A 25,267-nucleotide genomic window follows, 5' to 3' on the forward strand; every position below is an offset into this window, starting at 1 on the left:
ACGCCCAGCCCCCGCCCCCCCCACGCCCTTCCTCCGCACCTTCTCTCTTTCGCAATCCGGAACAGGAGATCCCGTGAACGCCGAACAGCGGTCGGGTGACGTCCCCGACATCCGTCCCCGGCCGTCGGCGGCCGGAGGCACCCCCCTTCTGCACGAGAGGTTCGCCGCACAGGCCCTGCGCACGCCGCACGCCGTCGCCGTCGTCGACGGCGCGCACACCGTGACGTACGCGGAGCTCGACCGTGCGGCCAACCGCATGGGGCACTTCCTGAGGGGGCTGGGGGCCGGGCCCGACTCCGTCGTCGGGGTCAGCCTGGAACGCGGCGCCGACCTGGTCGTCGCGCTGCTCGGGGTCTGGAAGGCGGGCGCCGCCTACCTGCCGCTGGACCCGGGGCAGCCGCCCGCCCGGCTGGCCGGGCTGGTCCGCGCGTCGGGCGCCCGGGGCGTCCTGGCCGGCCCGGCGCTCGAAGGCGCCGTACGTGACGCCGGTGCCCGCCGGGCAGGCCCCGACGAGGTGCCCGCCGACCTGCCGGACACCGCCCCCGCGGGCGGCACGGACCCGGACGGTGCCGCGTACACCGTCTTCACCTCAGGCTCCACCGGCGCCCCCAAGTGCGTCGTCATCACCCACGCGGGCATCGCGAACCGCGTCGGCTGGACCGTGCGCACGCACGGCCTCGGCCCCGCCGACCGCATCCTGCAGAAGACGTCCATCGGCTTCGACGCGGCCGGCTGGGAGATCTTCGCCCCGCTGGTCACCGGCGGCAGCGTGGTCCTCGCCCCGCCCGGCGCCGAGCGGGACCCGGCGGCGCTGCTCCGCGCGGTGGCCGACTACCGCGTCACCGTCCTCCAGGTGGTCCCCTCCGTCCTGCGCGTCCTCGTCGAGGAAGGCGACTGGAGCGGCTGTGCGTCGCTGCGACTGCTGTTCTCCGCCGGTGAGGCACTGCACGGCGAACTCGTCGCCCGGCTGCGCCAGAAGGCCGGCCCGGCGCTGGAGGTGTGGAACACCTACGGGCCGACCGAGTGCTCCGTCGACATCACCGCCCAGGCCGTCGACCCGGAGCAGACCAGCGGCGCCGTCCCCATCGGCCGTCCCCTGCCCGGGATGCGCGTCCTGGTCCTCGACCCGAACGGCGACCCCGTCCCGATCGGCACCCCGGGCGAGCTGTACGCGGGCGGTACCGGCGTGGCCCGCGGCTACCTGGGCCGCCCCGACCTGACCGCCGAACGCTTCGTGCCCGACCCCTGGGCGAGCGAGCCCGGCTCCCGCCTCTACCGCACCGGTGACCTGGTGCGCTGGCGCACCGACCGCACCCTCGACTACCTGGGCCGCCTCGACCACCAGGTCAAGGTCAACGGCGTCCGCATCGAGCCGGGCGAGATCGAGGCGGCGCTCGCCGCCCACCCCGGCGTCACCGGCGCGGTCGTCCTGCCGTACGAGGCGGAAGGCGGCAGCAAGCGGCTCGCCGCCCACCTCACCGTGACCGCTCCCGAGGGCACCGGCCCGTCGGCCGACGCGCTGCGCGCCTTCCTGCGCGAGCGGCTCCCCGAGAGCCACGTCCCGTCGTTCTTCCACACCCTCGACGCCTTCCCGCTCACCCCCAACGGCAAGGTCGACCGGGCCATGCTGCCCACCCCGGGCGAGATCGCCGCCGCCGACCAGCCGGCCTTCGTCACCCCGCGCACCGCGGCCGAACAGCTCGTCGCGGACGTCTGGGCCGACCTGCTCGCACTGGACCGGGTCGGCGCGCACGACGACTTCTTCGCGCTCGGTGGTTCCTCCCTCCAGCTGACCCGTCTCGCCGCCAGGCTGCGCGCCGCGTCCGGCACGCAGATCTCGCTGCGCGGACTGCTGCGGGCCACCACCGTCGAGGCACAGGCCGGGCTCATCGAGGTGCCCAGCGCCGACGAGAGCCCGATCGTGGCGGTCCCGCGCGACGGCGAGCTGCCGCTGTCGTCCGGCCAGCGCCGCCTGTGGTTCCTGGACCGGCTGCACCCGGGCAGCCCCGAGTGGGTGGCCCCGCTCTTCCTGCGGCTGCCCGCCGGCACCGCCACCGACACCGTGCGACGCGCCCTGGACGCGCTGTCCGCCCGCCACGAGGCGCTGCGCACCCGCTATCCGGACCGGGGCGGCGAGCCCTACCAGGTGATCGGTGAGGCCGGTGCGCAACCGGTCGAACTCCGCGTCGAGGACACCTCCCACGACGGTCTGGAGCAGCTGTTCCGCGAGCAGTTCGGGCGCGGCTTCGACCTGGCCGCGGGGCCGCTGTGGCGGGCGCTGCTGGCGCGCACCGGCGGCGACCCCGTGCTGCTCCTCACGCTGCACCACATCACCGTCGACGGCTGGTCCACGGTGATCCTGGAGCGTGAACTGCGGGAGCTGTGCGCCGCGTTCGAGGCGGGCCGCACACCGCGACTGCCCGCGGCCGCCGTGCAGTACGCCGACTACGGGGCCTGGCAGCACGCCCGGCTCACCGAGGAGTTCATCGCGGGCGAGCTCGCCCACTGGCGCACCGCGCTGGCCGGCATCGAGCCCCTCGACCTGCCCCTGGACCACCCCCGCCCGGCCGAACGCGACCCGCGCGGCGCCGTCGTGCCCTTCCGCGTCGAGCCCGAACTGGCCGACCGGCTCGTGGAGTTGGGCAAGGGGCACCGCGCGACGCCGTTCATGACACTGCTCACCGCGTACGCCACCCTGATCGCCCGCTACACCGGCAGCTGGGACATCCCGGTGGGCACCCCCGTCGCCGGCCGAGCCCGCCCCGAGACCGAGGGCACCGTCGGCTTCTTCCTCAACTCCCTCGTCGTCCGGTGCGCACTGAACGCCGACCTCACCTTCGCCGACGCCCTGGACCGGGTCAGCCAGGCCGCGCGCGCCGCCTTCGCCCACCAGGAACTGCCCTTCGAGCGGCTCGTCGACGAACTCCAGCCCGAGCGCGACCTGTCCCGCACCCCGCTCTACCAGGTCGCCTTCGACCTGCACAGCGAGGGCGTCACCAGCGTCGCCACCGAGGACGAGGACATGGCGGCCTTCACCGCCGCCTGGCAGGTCGCCAAGACCGACCTCTCCCTGTTCATGCGCAGGACCGCGGACGGCGCCCTGGACGGCGTCCTCGAATACGCCGCCACGCTCTTCGAGCACGCCACCGTCGAGCGCCTCGCCGGACACTTCACCAGCCTCCTGCGGCGCGTCGCCGAGCAGCCCGACCTGCCGCTCGGCAAGGCCGACTTCCTGTCGGACGAGGAGCGCGACCGGCTCCTCACCGGCTGGAACGACACCGAGGTCTGCGCCGAGTCCGAGACCGTCCTCGCGCTCGTCGAGGCCTGGGCCACCGCCGACCCCGACGCCACCGCCCTCTCGTACGGCTCCCACAACGTCACCTACGGCGAGCTGGACACCCGCGCCAACCGCCTCGCGCATCTGCTGCGGGAGCGGGGAGTCGGCGCCGAGTCGCGGGTCGCGGTGCTCCTGGACCGGGGGCCCGAACTGGTCACGGCCCTGCTCGCGGTGTGGAAGGCAGGCGGCGCCTACCTGCCCGTCGACCCCTCCTGCCCCGCCGAGCGGCTCACCGCGATGCGCCGGACCGCGGGCGCGCACACCGTGATCACGTCGAGCGCGTACACGGCGACGGCGGGGGACGGCGCGCTCCTCGTCGACACCGACGCGGCCCGGATCGCGGCCGCGCCCGCCACCCGGCCCACCCGCACCGACGACCTCGACCGGCTCGCCTACGTCATCTTCACGTCGGGCTCCACCGGGACCCCCAAGGGCGTCGAGGTCACCCACCGCGGCCTCGTCAACCATGTCGCCTGGGCGGCCCGCGAGCTGGCGCCGCGTGACTACGGCGGGGCGCCCCTCTTCTCGTCCGTCGCCTTCGACCTCGTCGTCCCCAACCTGTGGGCGCCGCTGGTCACCGGGCAGCGACTGTTCCTGCTGCCGCAGGACACCGACCTGTCCGAGCTCGGCAAACACCTCGCCGAGGCCGAGCCGTTCAGCTTCGTGAAGCTCACCCCCGGACACCTCGACGTGCTCGCCCTCCAGCTGACACCGGCCCAGGCCGGCGCGCTGGCCCCGGTCCTCGTCGTGGCGGGGGAGGCCTTCTCGCGGGCCACCCTGGAGCGGTGGCGGGCCCTGGCCCCCGACACCCGGCTGATCAACGAGTACGGGCCCACCGAGGCCTCCGTGGGCACCTGCGTCTTCGAGGTGCCCGAGGAGACCGCGGGGACCGGCATGGACGTCCTGCCGATCGGCCGGCCGCTGCCGAACATGACGATGTACGTCCTGGACGACCGGCTCCAGCCGGTGCCCGCCGGGGTCGCGGGCGAACTGTACGTCGGCGGCACCGGAGTGGCCCGCGGCTACGCCAACCGCCCCGACCTGACCGCCGAACGCTTCCTGCCCGACCCGTACGGCACCCCCGGTGCCCGCCTCTACCGCACCGGCGACCGGGTCCGCCGACGCGCCGACGGCAACGTCGAGTTCCTCGGCCGGTTCGACGACCAGGTCAAGATCCGCGGCTACCGCGTCGAACTCGGCGAGATCCAGGCCGTCCTGACCGGACACCCCGCCGTGCGCGAGGCGTTCCTCACCGTCCACACACTCGACAACGGTGAGAAACAGCTCGTCGCCCACTACGTCGCCGAGTCCGGCGGCGACCTCGCCGACACCCTCGCCGCGCACTGCGCCCAGCGGCTTCCGGACTACATGGTCCCCACCGTCTGGACCCCGCACGACGCGCTGCCCCTCAACGCGAACGGCAAGGTCGACCGGCGCGCCCTGCCCGTCCCCGGCGCGGACACCGGGACGGCAGGCCGGGTGCCGCCGAGCGGACCCGTCGAGGAACGCATCGCCGAGATCTGGACCGAGCTGCTCGGCAGCCAGGTCGGAGCGCACGACAACTTCTTCCACGTGGGCGGCAACTCGATCCTCGCGATCCGGCTGATCTCCCGCATCCAGGAGGAGTTCGAGATCGATTTCGCGGTGCGGACGGTGTTTGAGGGACCCACGGTCGCGCGCCTCGCGGCCATCGTCGAGGAGCGCATCAGGGCGGAGATCGCCGCGCTCACCGACACCGAACTCGTGACGGACGAACTGCTGGTGAAGGGGTACGACGCATGACCGGGGACAAGGCTCAGACGGTCCGGGACGCCGCGGCACTGCGCGACGAGCTGCTGCGCCGCCGGATGGCGGGCCGGCGCGGCGCGGGCCGGCGCACGACGGTGCCGCGCGCGGACCGCACGGCCCCGCTGCCGCTGTCGTACGGCCAGCAGCAGATGTGGTTCCTGAACCGGCTGGAGCCGAACAGCACCGAGTACCTGGTGCCGCTCGTGCTGCGGCTGCGCGGACCGCTGGACACCGGGGTGCTGGGCCGCGCCTGGCAGACCCTCCTGGAGCGCCACGAGATCCTGCGCACCCGCTACGCCCTCGCCGGTGACGAACCCGTCCAGATCATCGACGCGCCGCGCCCCACCGTGCTCGACGTCACCGCGGTGGCGGACGAGCGGAGCCTGCTGCGTGCCGTCGAGGACGACATGGGCCGGCCCTTCGACCTGGCCGGGGAGTGGCCGGTGCGCGCCCGGCTGCTGCGGCGGGCCGCCGACGACCACGTGCTGTCGGTCGTCTTCCACCACATCGCCTGCGACGCCTGGTCCACCGGCGTCCTCGGCCAGGAACTCTCCGCCCTGTACGGCGCCTTCACCAGCGGCGCCGACAACCCCCTGGCACCCCTGCCGGTGCAGTACGCCGACTACGCGGCCTGGCAGCGCGCCGAGCTGAACGGTGGCGCCCTGTCCCGCCAACTCGACTACTGGACCGCCCGGTTGGCGGATCTCGAGGTGCTGGAGCTGCCCACCGACCGGCCGCGTCCCGCCGTGCGGGACACCGCGGGCGACAGCGTGGCCTTCACTCTGCCCGCCCCGCTCGCCGCCCGCGTCCGGGCGACGGGCCGGCGCCAGGAGGCCACCCCCTTCATGGTGGTGCTCGCCGCCTTCCAGGGCCTGATCGGCCGCTACACCGGTCGCACCGACGTCGCGATCGGCACCATCGGCTCCGGACGCACGCTGCCCGAACTCCAGGGCCTGATCGGATACGGCATCAACAGCCTCGTCCTGCGCGGCAGCTGGAGCGCCGATGCGTCCTTCGGCGAGCTGCTCGACACCACCCGCTCCGCCGTGCTCGACGCCTTCGACCACCAGGCCGTGCCCTTCGCGCAGCTCGTGGACCTGCTCCAGCCGGAGCGCGACATGTCCCGCACGCCGCTCTACCAGGTGGCGTTCACCATGCACGGCGAGCGGACGGCCACCTTCGAGCTGGCCGGCGTCACGGCGGAGCCGTACCTCGGCACCGGCAACATCGCGAAGACGGACCTCGACCTCCAGCTGACCGAGGGTGCCGACGGCTCGCTCACCGGCCGCTTCGAGTACGCCACCGCCCTGTTCGACCGCGCCACCGTGGAGCGCATGGCGGACCACCTCCTGCGACTCCTCGAAGCCGTCACCACCGACCCGGCCGCACGCCTGTCCGCGGCCGACATCCTCGGCGCCGAGGAGCGGGCCGTGCTGGTCGGCGGTCCTGAGCGGGTGGAGCCGGTGACCCGGCGGGTTCATGAGGTCTTCGCGGCGCAGGTGGCGCGTACGCCGGATGCCGTGGCGGTCGTGTTCGAGGGTCAGGAACTGTCGTACGCGGAGCTGGATCTGCGCGCGAACCGCATCGCGCATCTGCTGCGTTCGAAGGGGGTGGGTCCGGAGGACCTGGTGGGTGTCTGCCTGGAGCGGGGCATCGAGCTGATGCCGGCGCTGCTGGGTGTGCTGAAGGCGGGGGCCGCGTATCTGCCCCTGGATCCGGCGAACCCCGGTGACCGCCTCGCGTACATCGTCAAGGACGCGAAGGCTCCGGTGGTGCTGACCACGGCCGGACAGGCCGCAGTTCTGGACGGGCGCTACGACGGCGAGGTCATCGAACTGGACAGCGCAGCGGCTCTTCTGGCCGCGCAGCCCGGTACCGATCCCCTCGTCGGTGGCAGTCCGCAGAACCTGATCTACACGATCTACACGTCGGGTTCCACGGGCCGTCCCAAGGGTGTCGCCCTCACCCACGAGAACGTGGTGCGTCTGCTCGCGCGTGGTCAGGAGCATTACGCCTTCGCCGAGACCGATGTGTGGCCGTTGTTCCACTCCTACGCCTTCGACGTGTCGGTGTGGGAGATGTGGGGTGCGCTCTTGCACGGCGGACGCCTGGTCGTCGTCCCGTTCGCGGTCACCCGTTCTCCGGAGGAGTTCCTCGATCTGCTGGTCGAGCGGGGTGTGACGGTCCTCAACCAGACACCGTCCGCGTTCCGTGCGCTGGTCGGCGCTGCCCGTGACGGTGATCCGCGGATCGACCGGCTTGCTCTGCGTGCTGTGGTCTTCGCCGGGGAGAAGCTGGAGGTCGCCGACCTCAAGCCGTGGACCGACCGGCTGGGGCTTGCCCGTACCGCGCTGGTGAACATGTACGGGATCACCGAGACCACCGTGCACACCACCTACCGGCGGCTCACGGACGCGGATCTGGATCCGCAGGCCGGCAACCCCATCGGCCGGCCCCTGGCCGACCTGACCGTCCATCTCCTCGACGGCAACGGCGAGTTGGTTCCTGTCGGTGTTCCCGGTGAGATTTATGTCGGCGGCCCGGGAGTCGCTCGCGGCTATCTGAACCGGCCCGAGCTGACCGCCGAGCGGTTCGTGCCCGACCCGTACGGACCGGCCGGCGCCCGTCTCTACAAGAGCGGCGACCTGGCCCGTCGGCTCCCCGACGGGCAGTTGGAGTTCCTGGGCCGCGCCGACGACCAGGTCAAGATCCGCGGTTTCCGCATCGAACTCGGCGAGATCGAGAACGCCCTCGCCGCTCACGAGGCGGTCCGCGACGCGGTCGTCCTGGTCCGCGAGGACACCCCCGGCGACGTCCGGCTCGTCGCCTACGTGACGGCGGGCGACGCCGGCACCCCCACCCCGGCCGAGCTGCGCACCCTGCTCGCCGCCGCACTGCCCGAGTACATGGTCCCGGGGGCCTTCGTCGTCCTCGACCGGCTGCCGCTGACCACCAACGGCAAGCTCGACAAGCGCGCCCTGCCCGCGCCCGGCCAGGACGCGGTCGGAGCGTCGGCGTACGTCGCCCCGCGCACCGTCGTCGAGGAGCGGATCGCCGAGGTCTGGCAGGACGTGCTCGGCCTCGACCGGGTGAGCGTCGAGGACGGCTTCTTCGAGCTCGGCGGCCACTCCATCCGGGCGGTCACCCTCGTCGGACGGCTGCGTGCCGCCGGGTACGACCTGGCCGTACGCGACGTCTTCGAGTACCGCACCGTCGCGCGCATCGCCGAACTCGTCACCGGCCGCCCGGCGCCGGCCGCCCGGCCCACCACGGTCGCCCCGTTCTCCCTGGTGGCGGACGAGGACCGGGACCGGCTCCCGGAAGGCCTCGCGGACGCCTACCCGCTGTCGCAGGTCCAGCTCGGCATGGTCGTCGAGATGCTGACCGACGACGGAAAGCACCCGTACCACAACGTCACCTCCTTCCGAATACGCGACGAACAGCCCTTCTCCGAGGCGGCGTTGCGGGAGGCGGCGGCCGTCGTCGTCGCCCGGCACGACGTCCTGCGCACCTCCGTGGACCTCGCCGCGTACTCCGTACCCCTGCAACTCGTGCACGCCCACGCCGACATGGCCGTCGGAGTGCGTGACCTGAGCTCCCTCGGCGACGAGGAACTCCTGCTCTCGCTGCGGGAGTTCACGGCCACCGAGCGCGCGGACCTCTTCGACCTGGCCACCGCCCCGCTGCTTCGGCTGCACGCGCACCTCGCGGGCGACGGCAGTTGGTGGCTCACCAACACCGAGTGCCACGCGATCCTGGACGGCTGGAGCCACCACTCCTTCCTGATGGAGGTCCTGGAGGAGTACCGGCGGATCCGGGACGGCGAACCCGCCCCTGCCACCGCGGCGGACGAGCCCACGGCCCGCTTCGCGGACTTCGTCGCCGCCGAACTGACGGCGCTCGCCTCGTCGGAGTCGCGCGGCTACTGGCAGGACATCGTCACCGACCACGCCCGGCTGTCCGTCCCGGCTCCCTGGACGGGCGACGACCAGGACGCCGGACAGCCCTACCGCGTGCCCGTCCCCTTCCACGACCTGGAGGACCGGCTGCGGGCGCTGGCGACGAAGGCGGGCGCGTCGCTCAAGAGCGTGCTGCACGCGGCGCACCTGAAGACGATGAGCCTGATCACCGAGGAGGAGCGGTTCTTCACCGGCCTCGTCTGCAACGCCAGGCCCGAAGTCCTCGGCGCGGACCGGGTGTACGGCATGCACCTCAACACCCTGCCCTTCGCCTACGACCGCTCCGCCCGCACCTGGCGTGAGCTCGTCGGTCAGGTCTTCGCCCGCGAGATCGAACTCTGGCCGCACCGGGCCTACCCCATGCCCGTCATCCAGCGTGAACTCGCCGACGGCGAGCGCCTGATCGACATGCGCTTCAGCTACCACGACTTCGACCAGGTCGACCGGGACCGCGTCGACTACCTGGCGAGCATCGACGACAGCCCGACCGAGTTCCCGCTCGGCGTCTCCGCCCGCGTCGGCCACCTGGTCCTCACGGCCTCGCCCCGCGCTCTGAACAGGGAGGCCACCGACCGTCTTGCCGGGATGCTCCGCTCGGTCCTTGAGGCGATGGCGGCGGACCCGGAGGGTTCGGCGCGGGAGGCGCACCTGCCGGCGGAGGAGTACCGGCGCCAGGTGGTGGAGTGGAACGAGACGGGATTCGAGGCCGAGACCCAGTCGGTGCTGGAACTGTTCGAGGCGCAGGTGCTGCGGACACCGGAGGCCACGGCCGTCCGCTCCCGAGAACTGAGCCTCTCGTACGCGGAGTTGAATGCGCGGGCGAATCAGATCGCGCACTTCCTGCGGGGACGCGGCGTCGGTCACGAGTCGCGCGTTGCAGTGCTCCTGGACCGCGGTCCGGAGTTGATCGCGTCGCTGCTCGGCGTGTGGAAGGCGGGTGCGGCCTACGTGCCCATCGACCCGTCGTCCCCGGCCGAGCGGGTCGCGGCGATCGTGGAGACCTCGGGCGCTCTGGTGGTCCTGGATGACGCGCGGCCGTCGGTGGCGCACCTGCCGGTGACGGCCCCGGAGCGTGTCGATGACCTCGACCGGCTGGCGTACGTCATTTTCACGTCGGGTTCGACGGGGACACCGAAGGGCGTCGAGATCGCGCACCGCGGCCTGGTCAACCATGTCGCTTGGGCGGCACGGGAGTTGGCGTCACGGGGGTCGGGTGGGGCGCCGTTGTTCTCGTCGGTGGCGTTCGATCTGGTGGTGCCGAATCTGTGGGCGCCGCTCGTCGCCGGGCAGGCTGTGCAGACGGTGTCCGGGTCGGTCGACATGGCTGATCTCGGTGCGCACCTGGTGCGGCAGGGTCCGTACAGCTTCATCAAGCTCACCCCGGGGCATCTGGAGATCCTCGGCCACCAGTTGGACCCCGAGACGGTGGCGTCCCTGGCCGGGGTGGTCGTGGTCGCCGGTGAGGCGCTGCCCGGTGAGGTCGCGGGCCGCTGGCTCGCCGCACTGGGACCGGGCCGGCTCATCAATGAGTACGGGCCGACCGAGGCTTCTGTCGGTACCTGCGTCTACCCGGTGAACCAGGCAGAGCCGTCGGAGGTCGTGCCGATCGGCCGGCCGCTGCCGAACATGACGATGCATGTCCTGGACGCGCTGCTCCAGCCGGTTCCGGTGGGTGTGGCGGGGGAGTTGTACGTCGGCGGCACCGGAGTGGCCCGCGGCTACGCCAACCGCCCCGACCTGACCGCCGAACGCTTCCTGCCCGACCCGTACGGCACCCCCGGTGCCCGCCTCTACCGCACCGGTGACCTGGTGCGGCGGCGGGCGGACGGGAACGTGGAGTTCCTGGGCCGGCTGGACGACCAGGTCAAGATCCGCGGCTACCGCATCGAACTCGGCGAGGTCCAGGGCGTCCTGGCCGCCCACCCCGCCGTACGCGAGGCGTTCGTGACCGTGCACCACACGGACACCGGCGACAAGCAGCTCGCCGCCTACTACACGACCGCGGACGGTGAACCCGTCGAGGACCTGGCCGCGTTCTGCGGTCTGCGGCTGCCCGACTACATGATCCCGGCCACCTTCACCCCCCTGACCGCTCTGCCCCTCAACGCCAACGGCAAGATCGACCGCCGCGCCCTGCCCGCCCCCGACACGGACGGCGAGCAGACCGGGCAGGACGACCACATCGCCCCGCGCACCGACGTCGAGGAGCAGATCGCCGCCGTCTGGCGCCGGGTCCTGGAGCGTGAACGGGTCTCGGTGGACGACGACTTCTTCGACGTCGGCGGCCACTCCATCCGCGCCGTCGCCCTCGTCGGCGCGCTGCGCGCCGCGGGCTTCGACATCGGGGTGCGCGACGTCTTCGAGTACCGCACCGTCGCCCGGCTCGCCGAACTCCTCACCGGCCGGCCCGCGCCCGAGAAGGCCGCGCTGACCGGCGTGGCACCGTTCGCGCTCCTCCCGGAGGCGGACCGGGACGCGCTGCCCGCCGGCGTCCAGGACGCCTACCCGCTCTCCCTGGTGCAGACCGGCATGGTCGTCGAGATGCTCGCCGAGGAGGGCGGCAACAAGTACCACAACGTCAGCCTCTTCCGGATCCAGGACCCGGCCGGCGCCCCCTTCGACGTGGCGGCGCTGCGCGCGGCCGCCCGCACGGTCACCGGCCGCCACGACATCCTGCGCACGTCGATCGAGCTGGCCGCCTACTCGGTGCCCGTGCAGCTCGTGCACGAGCACGCCGAAGTGCCCGTCACCGTCCACGACCTGCGCGGACTCGCGACCGACGAGCAGCGCGCGGAGGCGCTGGCCGGCTTCCGCCGCGACGAGGGCTCCCGGCTCTTCGACCTGTCGGCCGCCCCGCTGCTGCGGATCGCCGCGCTCGTCGACGCCGACGACTCCTGGTACCTGGGGCTGACCCAGCCGCACGTCGTCACCGAGGGCTGGAGCCACCACTCCCTGCTGATGGAGATCCTCGACTGCTACCGGCAGCTGAGGGACCACGGTGTCGCGGACCCGCACGAGCCGATCGCCGTCCGGTACGCCGACTTCATCGCAGGCGAGCTGGAGTCCCTTAACTCCGCCGAGGACCGCGCCTACTGGCAGCACACCCTCGACACGCACGTGCCCTTCGAGCTGCCCGCCTCCTGGGCCGAGGCGGACGGTCCGCGCCGGCCCTCCCGGGCCCGCGTCGACCTGCGCGGGCTGGAGCGTCCGCTGCGGGCGTTCGCGGCCGCGGCCCGGGTGTCGTACAAGAGCGTCCTGCATGCCGCCCACCTGAAGGTGATGAGCCTGCTGACGGACGAGCCGGCGTTCTTCACCGGCATCGTCTCGCACGGCCGCCCCGAAGCCCTCGGCGCGGACCGGGTGTACGGCATGCACCTCAACACGCTGCCGCACCCCTTCGACCGGGACTCCGCCGCCACCTGGCGTGAGCTGGCCCAGCAGGTCTTCGCCCGCGAGGCCGGCACCTGGCCGCACCGCCGCTACCCGCTGCCCGCGATCCAGCGGCTGGCCGGCGGCCACCGGCTGATCGACGTGGTCTTCAACTACCTCGACTTCCACCAGGTCGACACCGGCCAGGTGGACATGGCGGGCGCGGTGCACGACGCCGCCACCGAGTTCGCCCTGCACGTCTCCGTGCTCGGCGGACACCTGGGGCTCAGCAGCCACACCCACGCCCTCGGCACCCGTCACGTCGAGCGGCTGGCCGCCCTCTACCAGGCGGTCCTGGAGGCGATGGCCGCCGACCCGGACGGTGACGCGCGCGTCGACCTGCTGCCGCAGGGCGAACGCGAACTGCTCGCCGCGCTGACCGGTCCGGCGCCCGCCGCCGCACCCCGCACCGTGCCCGCGCAGTTCGCCGCGCACGTCGCCCGCACCCCGGACGCCACCGCGCTCGTCCACGAGGGCACCACCCTCACGTACGCCGAACTCGACGCCCGGGCCAACCGGCTCGCCCACCACCTGACCGGCCTCGGCGTCGGCCCCGAGACGTTCGTCGGGATCAGCGTCGAACGCGGCCCGGACCTGGTCGTCGGCCTGCTCGGCATCATGAAGGCCGGCGGCGCCTACGTGCCGCTCGACCCGGCCTACCCGGCCGACCGTCTCGCGTACATGCTGGCGGACTCCGCGCTGCCCGTCCTGGTCACCCAGGAACACCTCCTCGCGAGCCTGCCCGCCCACGACGCGGCCGTCGTCCTCCTCGACGGGGACGCCGACCGGATCGCCGCCCGGCCCGCCACCGCGCCCGAGGTCGTCATGGACGTCGACCACGCGGCCTACGTCATCTACACCTCGGGCTCCACGGGCCGCCCCAAGGGCGTCGTCGTCACCCACCGCGGCACCCGCAACCTCGCCGACGCGCAGGCCGACGCCTTCGGGATCGCGCCCGGCGACCGCGTGCTGCAGTTCGCCTCGGTCAGCTTCGACGCGGCGTTCGCCGACCTCGCCCAGACGATCCTGTCCGGTGCCACGCTGGTCCTCGCCCCCGCCGACCGGCTGATGCCCGGTCCCGAACTGACCTCGCTCACCGCCGAGCACGCGGTCACCCATCTCACGCTGCCGCCCACCGCGCTCACCGTGCTCTCCCCGGACGACGGCCTGCCGGCCGCCGCGACCCTGGTGGTCGCGGGCGAGGCCTGCACCCCCGACCTGGTGGCCGCCTGGTCGCCCGGGCGGCGCATGCTCAACGCGTACGGGCCCACCGAGACGACCGTCTGCGCCTCCATCAGCGCGCCGCTGGCCGGGGCCGTGACCCCGCCGATCGGCCGCCCCATGCCCGGCTTCGTGCTGCGGGTGCTCGATGCCGCGATGCGGCCGGTGCCCGCGGGCGTCCCCGGCGAGCTGTACGTCGCCGGAGTGGGCCTCGCCCGCGGCTACCACGGCCGCCCCGGGCTGACCGCCGAGCGCTTCGTGCCCGACCCGTACGGGGACGAGCCCGGCGCCCGCCTGTACCGCACCGGTGACGCGGTGCGGCTGCTCGACGACGGCCAGCTCGAGTTCATCGGCCGCATCGACAACCAGGTCAAGCTGCGCGGCTTCCGCATCGAGCTCGGCGAGATCGAGACGGCCCTGGCCCGCCTCGAGGAGGTCAGGGACGCCGTCGTCGTCGTCCGCGAGGACACTCCCGGCGACAAGCAGCTCACGGCCTACGTCAGCGCGGCCGAGGGTTACACCCTCGCCCCCGCCGCCCTGCGCGCGGCCCTCACGGGCGCCCTGCCCGACTACATGCTGCCCGCCGCCTACGTCACCCTCGACGCCCTCCCGCTCACCGCCAACGGCAAGGTCGACAAGCGGGCGCTGCCCGCCCCCGACCGGTCGGCGCTCGCCGCCGACGCGGCCTACGTCGCGCCCCGCACCCGCGCCGAGGAACGCATCACCGAGGTCTGGCAGAACGTCCTCGGCGTCGACCGGATCGGCGTCCACGACAGCTTCTTCGACCTGGGCGGCGACTCGATCCGCGCGGTCTCGCTGATCGGCGCCCTGCGCGAGGCCGGCTTCGACCTCGGAGTGCGGGAGATCTTCGAGGGCCGTACCGTCGCGGCCGCCGCCGAACTCGCCACCGGCCGCCCCGCCCCCGCCGAGCCCGAGCCGGGGGTCGCCCCCTTCGCCCTGGTCACCGCCGCGGACCGCGACCGGCTGCCGGCCGGCCTCGACGACGCCTACCCGCTCTCGCAGGTGCAGATCGGCATGGCCGTCGAGATGCTCACCGACCCGGCGGGTGCCAAGTACCACAACGTCAGCGTCAACCGGATCCGCGACGGCGTGCCCTTCGACGCCGAGGCGCTGGCCGGCGCGGTCCGCCTGGTGACGGCACGCCACGACGTGCTGCGCACGTCGTTCCGGCTCGACGGCTTCTCCGTACCGCTGCAGTTGGTGCACACCGAGGCCACCGCCCCGGTCGCCGTCCACGACCTGCGCGGGCAGGACCCCGCCGCGCAGAACGCGGCGCTCGGCGCGTTCGTCACCGCCGAGAAGGCAGACGTCTTCGACCTGTCGGCCGCCCCGCTCCTGCGGGTCGCCGCGCTCGTCGAGAGCGACCAGGCCTGGCACCTCGCCCTCACCGAGTCGCACGCCATCACCGAGGGCTGGAGCTACCACGCCCTGATGATGGAACTCCTCGACACCTACGAGCAGGTGAGGTCCGGCTCGGCGCCCGTCGAGGTCACCGCCCCCGGTGTCCGCTTCGCCGACTTCATCGCCGCCGAACTGGCGTCCCTGGAGTCCGACGAGGACCGCGCGTACTGGCGGCGGATCACCGACACGTACGAGAAGTTCGAACTGCCCGCCCCCACCGCGACGACCGGCCCGGCGGAGAGCTACCGGGTCCGGGTGCCGCTGCACGACCTGGAACCGCGGCTGCGCACGTTCGCGTCGACGGCCCAGGTCTCCCTGAAGGCCGTCCTGCACGCCGCCCACCTGAAGGTGATGAGCCAGCTCACCGCCGAGGAGTCCTTCTTCACCGGACTCGTCACCGACACCCGCCCCGAGGCGGCGGGCGCCGACCGCGTCTACGGCATGTACGTCAACACCGTGCCCTTCGCCGTCGACCGCACCGCCCGCACCTGGCGGGAACTGGTCCGCCAGGTCTTCGACCAGGAAGTCGCGCTCTGGCCGCACCGCCAGTACCCGATGCCCGAGATGCAGCGGCAGGCGAGCGGCCGCCGGCTCGTCGACGTGGTCTTCAACTACCAGGACTTCCGGATGGTCGACACCGACCTCGTGGACGTCGAGTCCGGAATGGGCTCCGGCGGCATCGAGTTCGGGCTCGCCGTCACCACCCTGGCCGGCCACCTGAACCTGAAGACCAGCACCGCCAGCCTCTCCCGCACGGACACGGACCGCCTCGCGGGCATGTACCGCGCGGTCCTGGAGTCCATGGCCGCCGACCCGCAGGGCGACGCCCGGGCCGCGTACCTGCCGCCGGGGGAACGGGACGTGCTGCTCGCCGACTGGGCCACCCGGCCCACGGCGCCCACGGATCCCCGTACCGTCCACGGCGTCTTCGAGGAGCAGGCCGCCCGCACCCCGGACGCGGTCGCCGTCACCTTCGAGGACACCCGGCTCACCTACGCCGAACTCAACGCCCGCGCCAACCGCGTCGCCCACCTGCTGCGTGCCCGCGGCGTCGGACCGCAGACCCTGGTCGGCGTCTGCCTGGAGCGCTCCGCCGCCCTGGTGCCGGCGCTCCTCGGCGTCCTCAAGGCGGGCGGCGCCTACCTGCCGCTCGACCCGGCCTACCCCGCCGACCGCCTCGGCTACATCGCGGCCGACGCACAGGCCCCCGTCGTCCTCACCGAACGGTCCGCGGCCGGCACCCTGGAGGGCCGCTACGACGGTGAGCTGATCGTCCTCGACGAGGACCCGGCGCTGCTCGCGGCGCAGCCCGCGGACGACCCGGCCCCGCTCGCCACCGCGGACGACCTGATCTACGTCATCTACACCTCGGGCTCCACCGGAAAGCCCAAGGGCGTCTGCCTCAGCCACGCCAACGTGCTGCGGCTGTTCACCGTCACCGAGGAGCAGTTCCACTTCGGCCCGGCGGACGTGTGGACGCTCTTCCACTCCTACGCCTTCGACTTCTCCGTCTGGGAACTGTGGGGAGCCCTGCTGTACGGCGGCCGGCTCGTCGTCGTCCCGCAGCGGGTGTCCCGCTCGCCCGAGGACTTCCTCGGCCTCCTCGCCGACGAGCGGGTCACCGTCCTCAACCAGACGCCGTCCGCGTTCCGCTCCCTGGTCGGCGCCGCCCGCGACGGCGACCCGCGCATCGACCGGCTCGCCCTGCGCTCCGTGGTCTTCGGCGGCGAAAAGCTGGAGGTCGGCGAACTCGCCCCGTGGGCCGAGCGGCTGGGCCTCGACACCCCGCAGCTCATCAACATGTACGGGATCACCGAGACCACGGTCCACGTCACCCACCACCGGCTGACCCCGGCCGACCTGGCGACCCCGCTCGCCAGCCCGGCCGGCGGCCCCCTCGGCGACCTGCGGACCGTCCTCCTCGACCGCGACGGCCACCTGGTCCCGCTCGGGGTGCCCGGCGAGATCCACGTCGGCGGCCCCGGCGTCGCCCGCGGCTACCTCGACCGGCCCCGGCTGACCGCCGAGCGCTTCGTGCCCGACCCGTTCGGGGACGAGCCCGGCGCCCGCCTCTACCGGTCCGGCGACCTGGCCCGCAGGCTCCCCGACGGGAGCCTGGACTTCCTCGGCAGGATCGACGACCAGGTGAAGATCCGCGGCTTCCGCATCGAGCTCGGCGAGATCTCCGCCGCGCTCGGCACCCACCCGCAGGTGCGCGACGCCGTCGTCGTGCTCCGCGAGGACACCCCCGGCGAGAAGCGGCTGGTCGGCTACTTCGTGCCGGCCGACGGCGAGGCCCCCGGTCTGGCCGAACTGCGCGGCCACCTCGCGCGGACCCTGCCCGACTACATGGTCCCCGCGGCCTACGTGTCCCTCGACGGCATCCCGCTCAACGCCAACGGCAAGCTCAACCGGCGTGCGCTGCCCGCCCCGACGCAGACCGCGCTCGCCTCGGACACCACCTACCTCGCCCCGCGCACCGACGCCGAACGGCACATCGCCGCCGTCTGGCAGGACGTCCTCGGGGTCGACCGGATCGGCGTCCACGACAGCTTCTTCGACCTGGGCGGCGATTCCATCCGGGCCGTGCCGCTGGTCGGCGCGCTGCGCGCGGCCGGCTTCGACATCGGCGTGCGCGAGGTCTTCGAGCACCGCACGGTCGCCCGGCTCGCCGAGCTCGCCACCTGGCAGGACCCGACTCAGGAGGAGGCAGGGGTGCCGCCGTTCGCACTCATCACGGACGAGGACCGGGCGAAGCTGCCCGCGGGCGCCTACGACGCCTACCCGCTCTCGCAGGTACAGGCCGGCATGGTCGTCGAACTGCTCGCCGACGACGGGCGCAGCAACTACCACAACGTGACGTCGTTCCGCGTCAAGGACGAGACGCCGTTCTCCGCCGCCGCGCTGACCGAGGCCGTCCGGCTCGTGACCGCCCGCCACGACGTGCTGCGCACGTCGGTGCACGCCACCGGCTACTCCGTACCGATGCAGGTGGTCCACGCGGACGTCCCGGTCACGGTCCCGGTGCACGACGTCACCGGGCTCGGCCGGGCGGACCTGGAGAGCACACTGCGCGGCTACGTCACCTCCCAGCGCGAGGACCTGTTCGACCTGTCCACGGCGCCGCTGCTGCGGGTGGCCGCCCACCTCGAGGGCGAGGGCGCCTGGTGGCTCACCCTCACCGAGTCGCACGTCATCCTGGAGGGCTGGAGCCACGCCTCGCTGGTCAGGGAGATCCTGGAGACCTACCGGGCGGTGCGCGAGGGCCGTCCCGTGGAGCACGAGGAACTCCCGGTCCGGTACGCGGACTTCATCGCCGGGGAACTGGCGGCCCTGGCCGACGACGGCGACCGCGCCTACTGGTCCGGCATCGTCAGCGAGCACGCCAGGTTCGAGCTCCCGGCCGGCTGGGCCGAGGCCAAGGACAAGCCCGCGGGCTCCCACCGCGTCAAGATCACCTTCGGTGACCTGGCCGACGACCTGCGCGCCCTGGCCGCCACCACCGGCGCCTCCTTCAAGAGCGTGCTGCACGCCGCCCACCTGAAGGTGATGAGCCAGCTCACCGGCGACGCCGCCTTCTTCACCGGTCTGGTCTGCCACGGCAGGCCCGAGGTCGCGGGCGCCGAGCGGGTCTACGGCATGCACCTCAACTCGCTGCCGTTCGCGCACGACCGGCGCGCCCGTACCTGGCGGGAGCTGGTGGGCCAGGTCTTCCAGCGGGAGCTGGAGGTCTGGGACCACCGCCGCTACCCGATGCCCGCCATCCAGCGCGAGGCACGCGCGGGCCGGCTGATCGACGTCCTGTTCAACTTCGTCGACTTCCGCCAGGTGGACGACGAACTGGTCGACTCGGACGTCCGCATCAGCGAGACGCCCACCGAGTTCGGGCTCTCCGCCCACGCCACCGCCGACACCATCGTCCTCTCCACCTCCACCCAGGTCCTCGGCCGGGCCCACGCCGAACGGCTCGCCGGCATGTACCGGGCGGTCCTGGAGTCGATGGCCGCCGACACCGACGGCGACGCCCGCGCGATGTACCTGCCCGCGGGCGAGCGCGAGCGGCTGCTCGGCGAACAGAGCACCGAGTCCGCCGAGCCGGTCACCCGCCGGGTGCACGAGCTGTTCGAGGAGCAGGTGGCCAGGACGCCGGACGCCGACGCGGTGACCAGCGGCGAAGTGACGCTGTCCTACGCGGAGTTGAACGCGCGGGCGAACCGGATCGCGCGGGTGCTGCGGGCCAGGGGAGTGGGTCCCGAGACGCTGGTCGGGCTCTGCCTGGAACGCGGCGCGGACCTGTTGCCGGCGCTGCTGGGGGTGCTGAAGTCCGGTGCGGCGTACGTGCCGCTGGACCCGGCGAACCCGGTCGACCGCCTCGCGTACATCGTCGAGGACACGGCGGCACCGCTGGTCGTGACGACGTCGGCGCTGGCCGGGCTCTTCCCGGGCGAGGTGCTGCTCCTGGACGGCGACGCGGAGGTGATCGACGCCCAGGACGCGGCCGACCTCGGGGTCGGGGGCGACCCGGACAACCTGATCTACACGATCTACACGTCGGGTTCCACGGGCCGTCCCAAGGGGGTCGCGCTCACCCACGCCAATGTCGTACGGCTGATGTCGACGGCGCAGGAGCACTACGCGTTCGACGAGACGGACGTGTGGTCGCTGTTCCACTCCTACGCCTTCGACGTGTCGGTGTTCGAGATGTGGGGCGCGCTGCTGCACGGCGGCCGGCTCGTCGTCGTCCCCTTCACCGTCACCCGTTCACCGGACGAGTTCCTCGACCTGCTCGTCGAGGAGGAGGTCACCGTCCTCAGCCAGACGCCGTCCGCGTTCCGCGGCCTGGTCGCGGCGGCCGGTGACGGGGACCGCAGGGTCAAGCAGCTGTCGGTACGTGCCGTGGTCTTCGCCGGGGAGAAGCTGGAGGTCGCCGACCTCAAGCCGTGGACCGACCGGCTGGGGCTTGCCCGTACCGCTCTGGTGAACATGTACGGGATCACCGAGACGACCGTGCACACCACCTACCACCGGATCACCAAGCGGGACCTCGACCCGCAGGCCGGCAACCCCATCGGCCGGCCGCTCAGCGACCTGCGCGTCCATCTCCTCGACGGCAACGGGGACTTGGTGCCTATCGGCGTCCCTGGCGAGATTTATGTCGGCGGCCCGGGTGTGGCCCGTGGCTATCTGAACCGGCCCGAGCTGACCGCGGAGAGGTTCGTGCCGGATCCGTTCGGTCCTGCGGGTTCGCGGCTCTACAAGAGCGGTGATCTGGCGCGCCGTCTCCCGGACGGGAGTCTGGAGTTCGTCGGGCGTGCTGATGAACAGGTGAAGATCCGTGGGTTCCGGATCGAGCTGGGTGAGATCGAGAGTGTGCTGGGGGCGCATCCGGGGCTGCGGGACGCGGTCGTGGTGGTGCGTGAGGACGTGCCGGGTGACAAGCGGCTGGTCGGCTATGTCGTGGCCGCGAAGCCGGGTGAGGTGCCGGGTCTGGGGGAGTTGCGGGCGTATCTGTCGGCGTCGTTGCCGCAGTACATGGTGCCGGCCGCGTTCGTGCCGCTGGCCGGGCTGCCGTTGACGACGAACGGCAAGCTGGACAAGCGGGCGCTGCCCGCTCCGGAGGGTGTCGCGCTGGGCAGCGACCGGGCGTATGTGGCCCCGCGTACTGAGGTGGAGGAGCTGATCGCCGGGATCTGGCGGGAGGCCCTGGGTGTCGAGCGCGTCGGTGTCGAGGACGGCTTCTTCGACCTCGGCGGCGACTCCATCCGGGCCCTCGTCGTGGTCGGCGCACTGCGCGCCGCGGGCCACGACCTGGCGGTACGCGACGTCCTCGCCGCCCGCACCGTGGCCGCGCTCGCCGAACTGGCCACCGGGCGGCCGGCCCCGTCCGCCGAGGCCGCCGCACTGACCGCGCCGTTCGCCCTGGTCGCGGACGAGGACCGGGACCGGCTCCCGGCCGGGCTCGCCGACGCGTACCCGCTGTCGCAGGTCCAGCTCGGCATGGTCGTCGAGATGCAGAGCGGCGACAGCCGGCACAAGTACCACAACGTGGTCTGCGTCCGGATCCGCGACGAGCAGCCCTTCTCCCCGGAGGCGCTGCGTACGGCGGCGGCGGTGCTCACCGCCCGCCACGAGGTGCTGCGCACGTCTCTCGACCTCACCGCGTACTCCGTACCGATGCAGCTGGTGCACACGAACGCCGCACCCGTCGTCACCGTCCGGGACCTCCAGGGCCTGACCGCGCAGGAACTCGCGGACGCCATGAAGCAGTTCACCACCGACGAGCGCGCCGAACTCTTCGACCTCGCGGCGGCCCCGCTGCTGCGGCTCGGCGCACACATCGAGAGCGACGGCGCCTGGTGGCTGTCGGTGACCCAGTGCCACGTCATCCTGGACGGCTGGAGCCACAGCAATCTCCTGATGGAGGTGCTCGGCGAGTACCGGCGCGCCAGGAACGGCGAGGCACCCGGCGACGACCCGACGGCCGCCGTCAGGTTCGCCGACTTCATCGCCGCCGAACGCGACGCGCTCGCCTCCGCCGGGGACCGCGCCTACTGGCAGGAGATCGTCGAGAACCACGACCGCTTCGCCCTGCCGGCCGGCTGGGCCGAGCGCGCCGACTCGGCGCCGGTCGCCTGCCGCAGCAGGATCCCGTACGCGGACCTGGAGGAGCCGCTGCGCGCCCTGGCCTCGGCCGCCGGTGCCTCGCTCAAGAGCGTGCTGCACGCGGCGCACCTGAAGACGATGAGCCTGCTCACCGACCAGGAGCGCTTCTTCACCGGCCTCGTCTGCAACGCCAGGCCCGAGATCCTCGGCGCCGACGCCGTGTACGGCATGCACCTCAACACCCTGCCGTTCGCCCACGACCGCTCGGCCCGCACCTGGCGCGACCTGGTGGCGCAGGTCTACGGCAGGGAGACCGAGCTCTGGGCGCACCGCGCCTTCCCGATGCCGGTCATCCAGCACGAACTGGCCGCCGGTGACCGGATCATCGAAGCGCCCTTCACCTACCAGGACTTCCGGCAGATCGACCACGGCCTGATCGACACCAAGGCCACGGTCGGAGAGGGCGCCCTCGAGTTCGGGCTGCGGGTCTCGGCCCTCGGCGGATCGATCAACCTGCACGCCAGCAACCACGTCGTGGACCAGCGGCACCTCGACGGTGTCGCGGCCATGTTCCGCTCGGTCCTGGAGGCGATGGCGGCGGACCCGGAGGGTTCGGCGCGGGAGGCGCACCTGCCGGCGGAGGAGTACCGGCGCCAAGTGGTGGAGTGGAACGAGACGGGATTCGAGGCCGAGACCCAGTCGGTGCTGGAACTGTTCGAGGCGCAAGCTCTGCGGACACCGGAGGCCACGGCCGTCCGCTCCGGCGAACTGAGCCTGTCGTACGCGGAGTTGAATGCGCGGGCGAACCAGATCGCGCACTTCCTGCGGGGACAAGGGGTCGGTCACGAGTCGCGCGTGGCCGTGCTCCTGGACCGCGGTCCGGAGCTGATCGCGTCGCTGCTCGGCGTGTGGAAGGCGGGTGCGGCCTATGTGCCCATCGATCCGTCGTCCCCGGCCGAGCGGGTCGCGGCGATCGTGGAGACCTCGGGCGCTCTGGTGGTCCTGGATGACGCGCGGCCGTCGGTGGCGCACCTGCCGGTGACGGCCCCGGAGCGTGTCGATGACCTCGACCGGCTGGCGTACGTCATTTTCACGTCCGGTTCGACGGGGACGCCGAAGGGCGTCGAACTCCCGCACCGCGGCCTCGTCAACCACGTCGCCTGGGTCGCACGGGAGTGGCTGTCCCGGGGGACCACGGGCACCGCCCTCTTCTCGTCCGTCGCCTTCGACCTCGTCGTCCCGAACATCTGGGCACCGCTCGTCGCCGGCCAGGCCGTGCGCACCTTCTCCCAGGACATCGGTCTGGACCGGCTGGGCGAGCACCTGGCCGCCGGCGCCCCGTACAGCTTCCTCAAGCTGACCCCGGGACACCTGGAGGTCCTCGCCCACCAGCTGGACGAGAAGGCCCTCGCGGCGCTGACCGGGACGGTCGTGGCCGGCGGGGAGGCCCTCCCCGGCGAGGTCGCCGGCCGGTGGCTCGACCTGCTCGGCCCCGGCGGAATGATCAATGAGTACGGACCGACCGAGGCGTCCGTCGGCACCTGCATCCATCCGGTGACCGAGGCACAGCCCTCGGAGGTCGTACCGATCGGCCGCCCCACCCCCAACATGACGATGTACGTCCTGGACGCGCTGCTCCAGCCCGTTCCGGTGGGTGTGGCGGGGGAGTTGTACGTCGGCGGCACCGGAGTGGCCCGCGGCTACGCGAACCGCCCCGACCTGACCGCCGAGCGTTTCCTGCCGGACCCGTACGGGCCCGCCGGGTCGCGGTTCTACCGCACCGGTGACCTGGTGCGCCGGAGGGCGGACGGGAACGTGGAGTTCCTGGGCCGGCTGGACGACCAGGTCAAGATCCGCGGCTACCGCATCGAGCTGGGTGAGGTCCAGGGCGTCCTGGCCGCCCACTCCGCCGTACGCGAGGCGTTCGTGACCGTGCACCACACGGACACCGGCGACAAGCAGCTCGCCGCCTACTACACGACCGCGGACGGTGAGCCCGTCGAGGACCTGGCCGCGTTCTGTGGTCTGCGGCTGCCCGACTACATGATCCCTGCCTCCTTCACCTCCCTGACCGCCCTGCCCCTCAACGCCAACGGCAAGGTCGACCGCCGCGCCCTGCCCAGCCCCGACACGGACGGCGAGGACACGGCACAGCGCCCCTACACGGCCCCCGTCACCGCGACCGAGAAGCTCATGGCGGGCCTGTGGGAGCAGACCCTCGGCCTGGACCGGGTCGGCACCGGGGACAACTTCTTCGAGCTCGGCGGCCACTCGATGCTCATCATCAAGGTGATGGCGGCCGCCCGGAAGCTGAAGCTGCCCATCACGCTCCAGATGCTCTACCAGACGCACACCCTGGCCGAACTGGCCACCGCACTGGACGCCGCCGTCGGCGCCGGCCCCACGGCGGCGACCACCGGCAACTCCCCGGCGGCGCCCGCAGCCGACCGGCTGCCCGTCATGGACGAGCACCACATCCCCGGCGTCGCGGTCGCGGTCCTGCGCGACGGCGAGGTCGCGTCAATGCACGGCTACGGCGTCCTGGAGGCGGACTCGACACGGCCCGTCACCCCGACGACCCTCTTCCAGGCCGGCTCGATCAGCAAGCACATCACCGCACTCGCCGTGCTGCGCCTGGTCGACGAGGGCACCCTCGACCTCGACACCGACGTCAACCCCCGGCTCACCGGGGGCTGGCAGGTCACCGACGCGGCCGGCACCCCGGTGGCCGTCACCCTGCGCCAGCTGCTCTCGCACTGGTCGGGCCTGGTCTCCGTGCCGTACGCCGGCATCGCCCCGGGCGCGGCACTGCCGCCGCTGTCCGAGCTGCTCGCCCAGGTGCACAGCGAGGTGGCACCCGGCACCAGGTTCCTGGTGTCCAACACCAACTACTGGGTGATCCAGCGGCTGTTGGAGGACGTGACCGGGCTGCCGTTCGCCGAGCTGATGCGCCGTACGGTCTTCGAGCCGCTGCGCATGGCGCACAGCAGCTTCGACCAGGACCACCCGGAGACCTCGGGCAGGCCGGCGGCCGTCGGGCACGGACCGCTCGGCGACCCGGTCGAGGGCGGCTGGCGCGTCGGACCGCACCTCGCCTCCTCCGGGCTCTGGTCCACCGCGGCCGACCTCGCCAAGGTCGCCGTCGAAGTGCGCCGGGCCTACCTGGGCGAACCCTTCGCGTTCCTGTCGAAGCCGCTCGCCGAGGAACTGCTCACGCCCGTCGGTGAAGGCACCTTCTACGGCCTGGGCACGGTGGTCGACGGGGAGGCCCCCGCACTGGAGGCCGGGCACGGCGGCGAGCCGTACGGCTACCGCAACATGATGATCGTCCGGATCTCCGACGGCACCGGCTTCGTGGTCCTGACCAACGCCGCGTCGGGCCGTGCCGCCATCAAGGCCGTCTCGGCGGGCCTGCGCGAGCAGTCCGGTATCGGCGGCGGCGAACGCGCCGGGCAGTGGGCCCGGTGACCCCCGCACGTCCGGCCTCCGCATCCGCCCCGACCTCCCC

Annotated in this window: 2 protein-coding genes; both read left to right on the forward strand. The window is 72.8% G+C overall.

Going from position 1 to position 25,267, the window contains the following annotated elements; all coding sequences use genetic code 11:
- Positions 1 to 73: 73 nt before the first annotated feature.
- Positions 74 to 5,119, forward strand: a complete 5,046-nt coding sequence (locus AC2XR2_RS24715) for an amino acid adenylation domain-containing protein (RefSeq protein WP_491516332.1) — start codon at positions 74 to 76, stop codon at positions 5,117 to 5,119.
- Positions 5,116 to 25,227, forward strand: a complete 20,112-nt coding sequence (locus AC2XR2_RS24720) for an amino acid adenylation domain-containing protein (RefSeq protein ID WP_491516333.1) — start codon at positions 5,116 to 5,118, stop codon at positions 25,225 to 25,227. Before AC2XR2_RS24715 ends, AC2XR2_RS24720 begins: the two co-directional genes overlap by 4 nt.
- Positions 25,228 to 25,267 lie beyond the last annotated feature (40 nt).

The organism is Streptomyces sp. LS-MS-L19 (assembly GCF_058382285.1).

Excerpts from the sequence above, each read along its gene's own strand:
- AC2XR2_RS24720 (WP_491516333.1), top strand. The coding sequence starts at position 5,116 with ATGACCGGGGACAAGGCTCAGACGGTCCGGGACGCCGCGGCACTGCGC.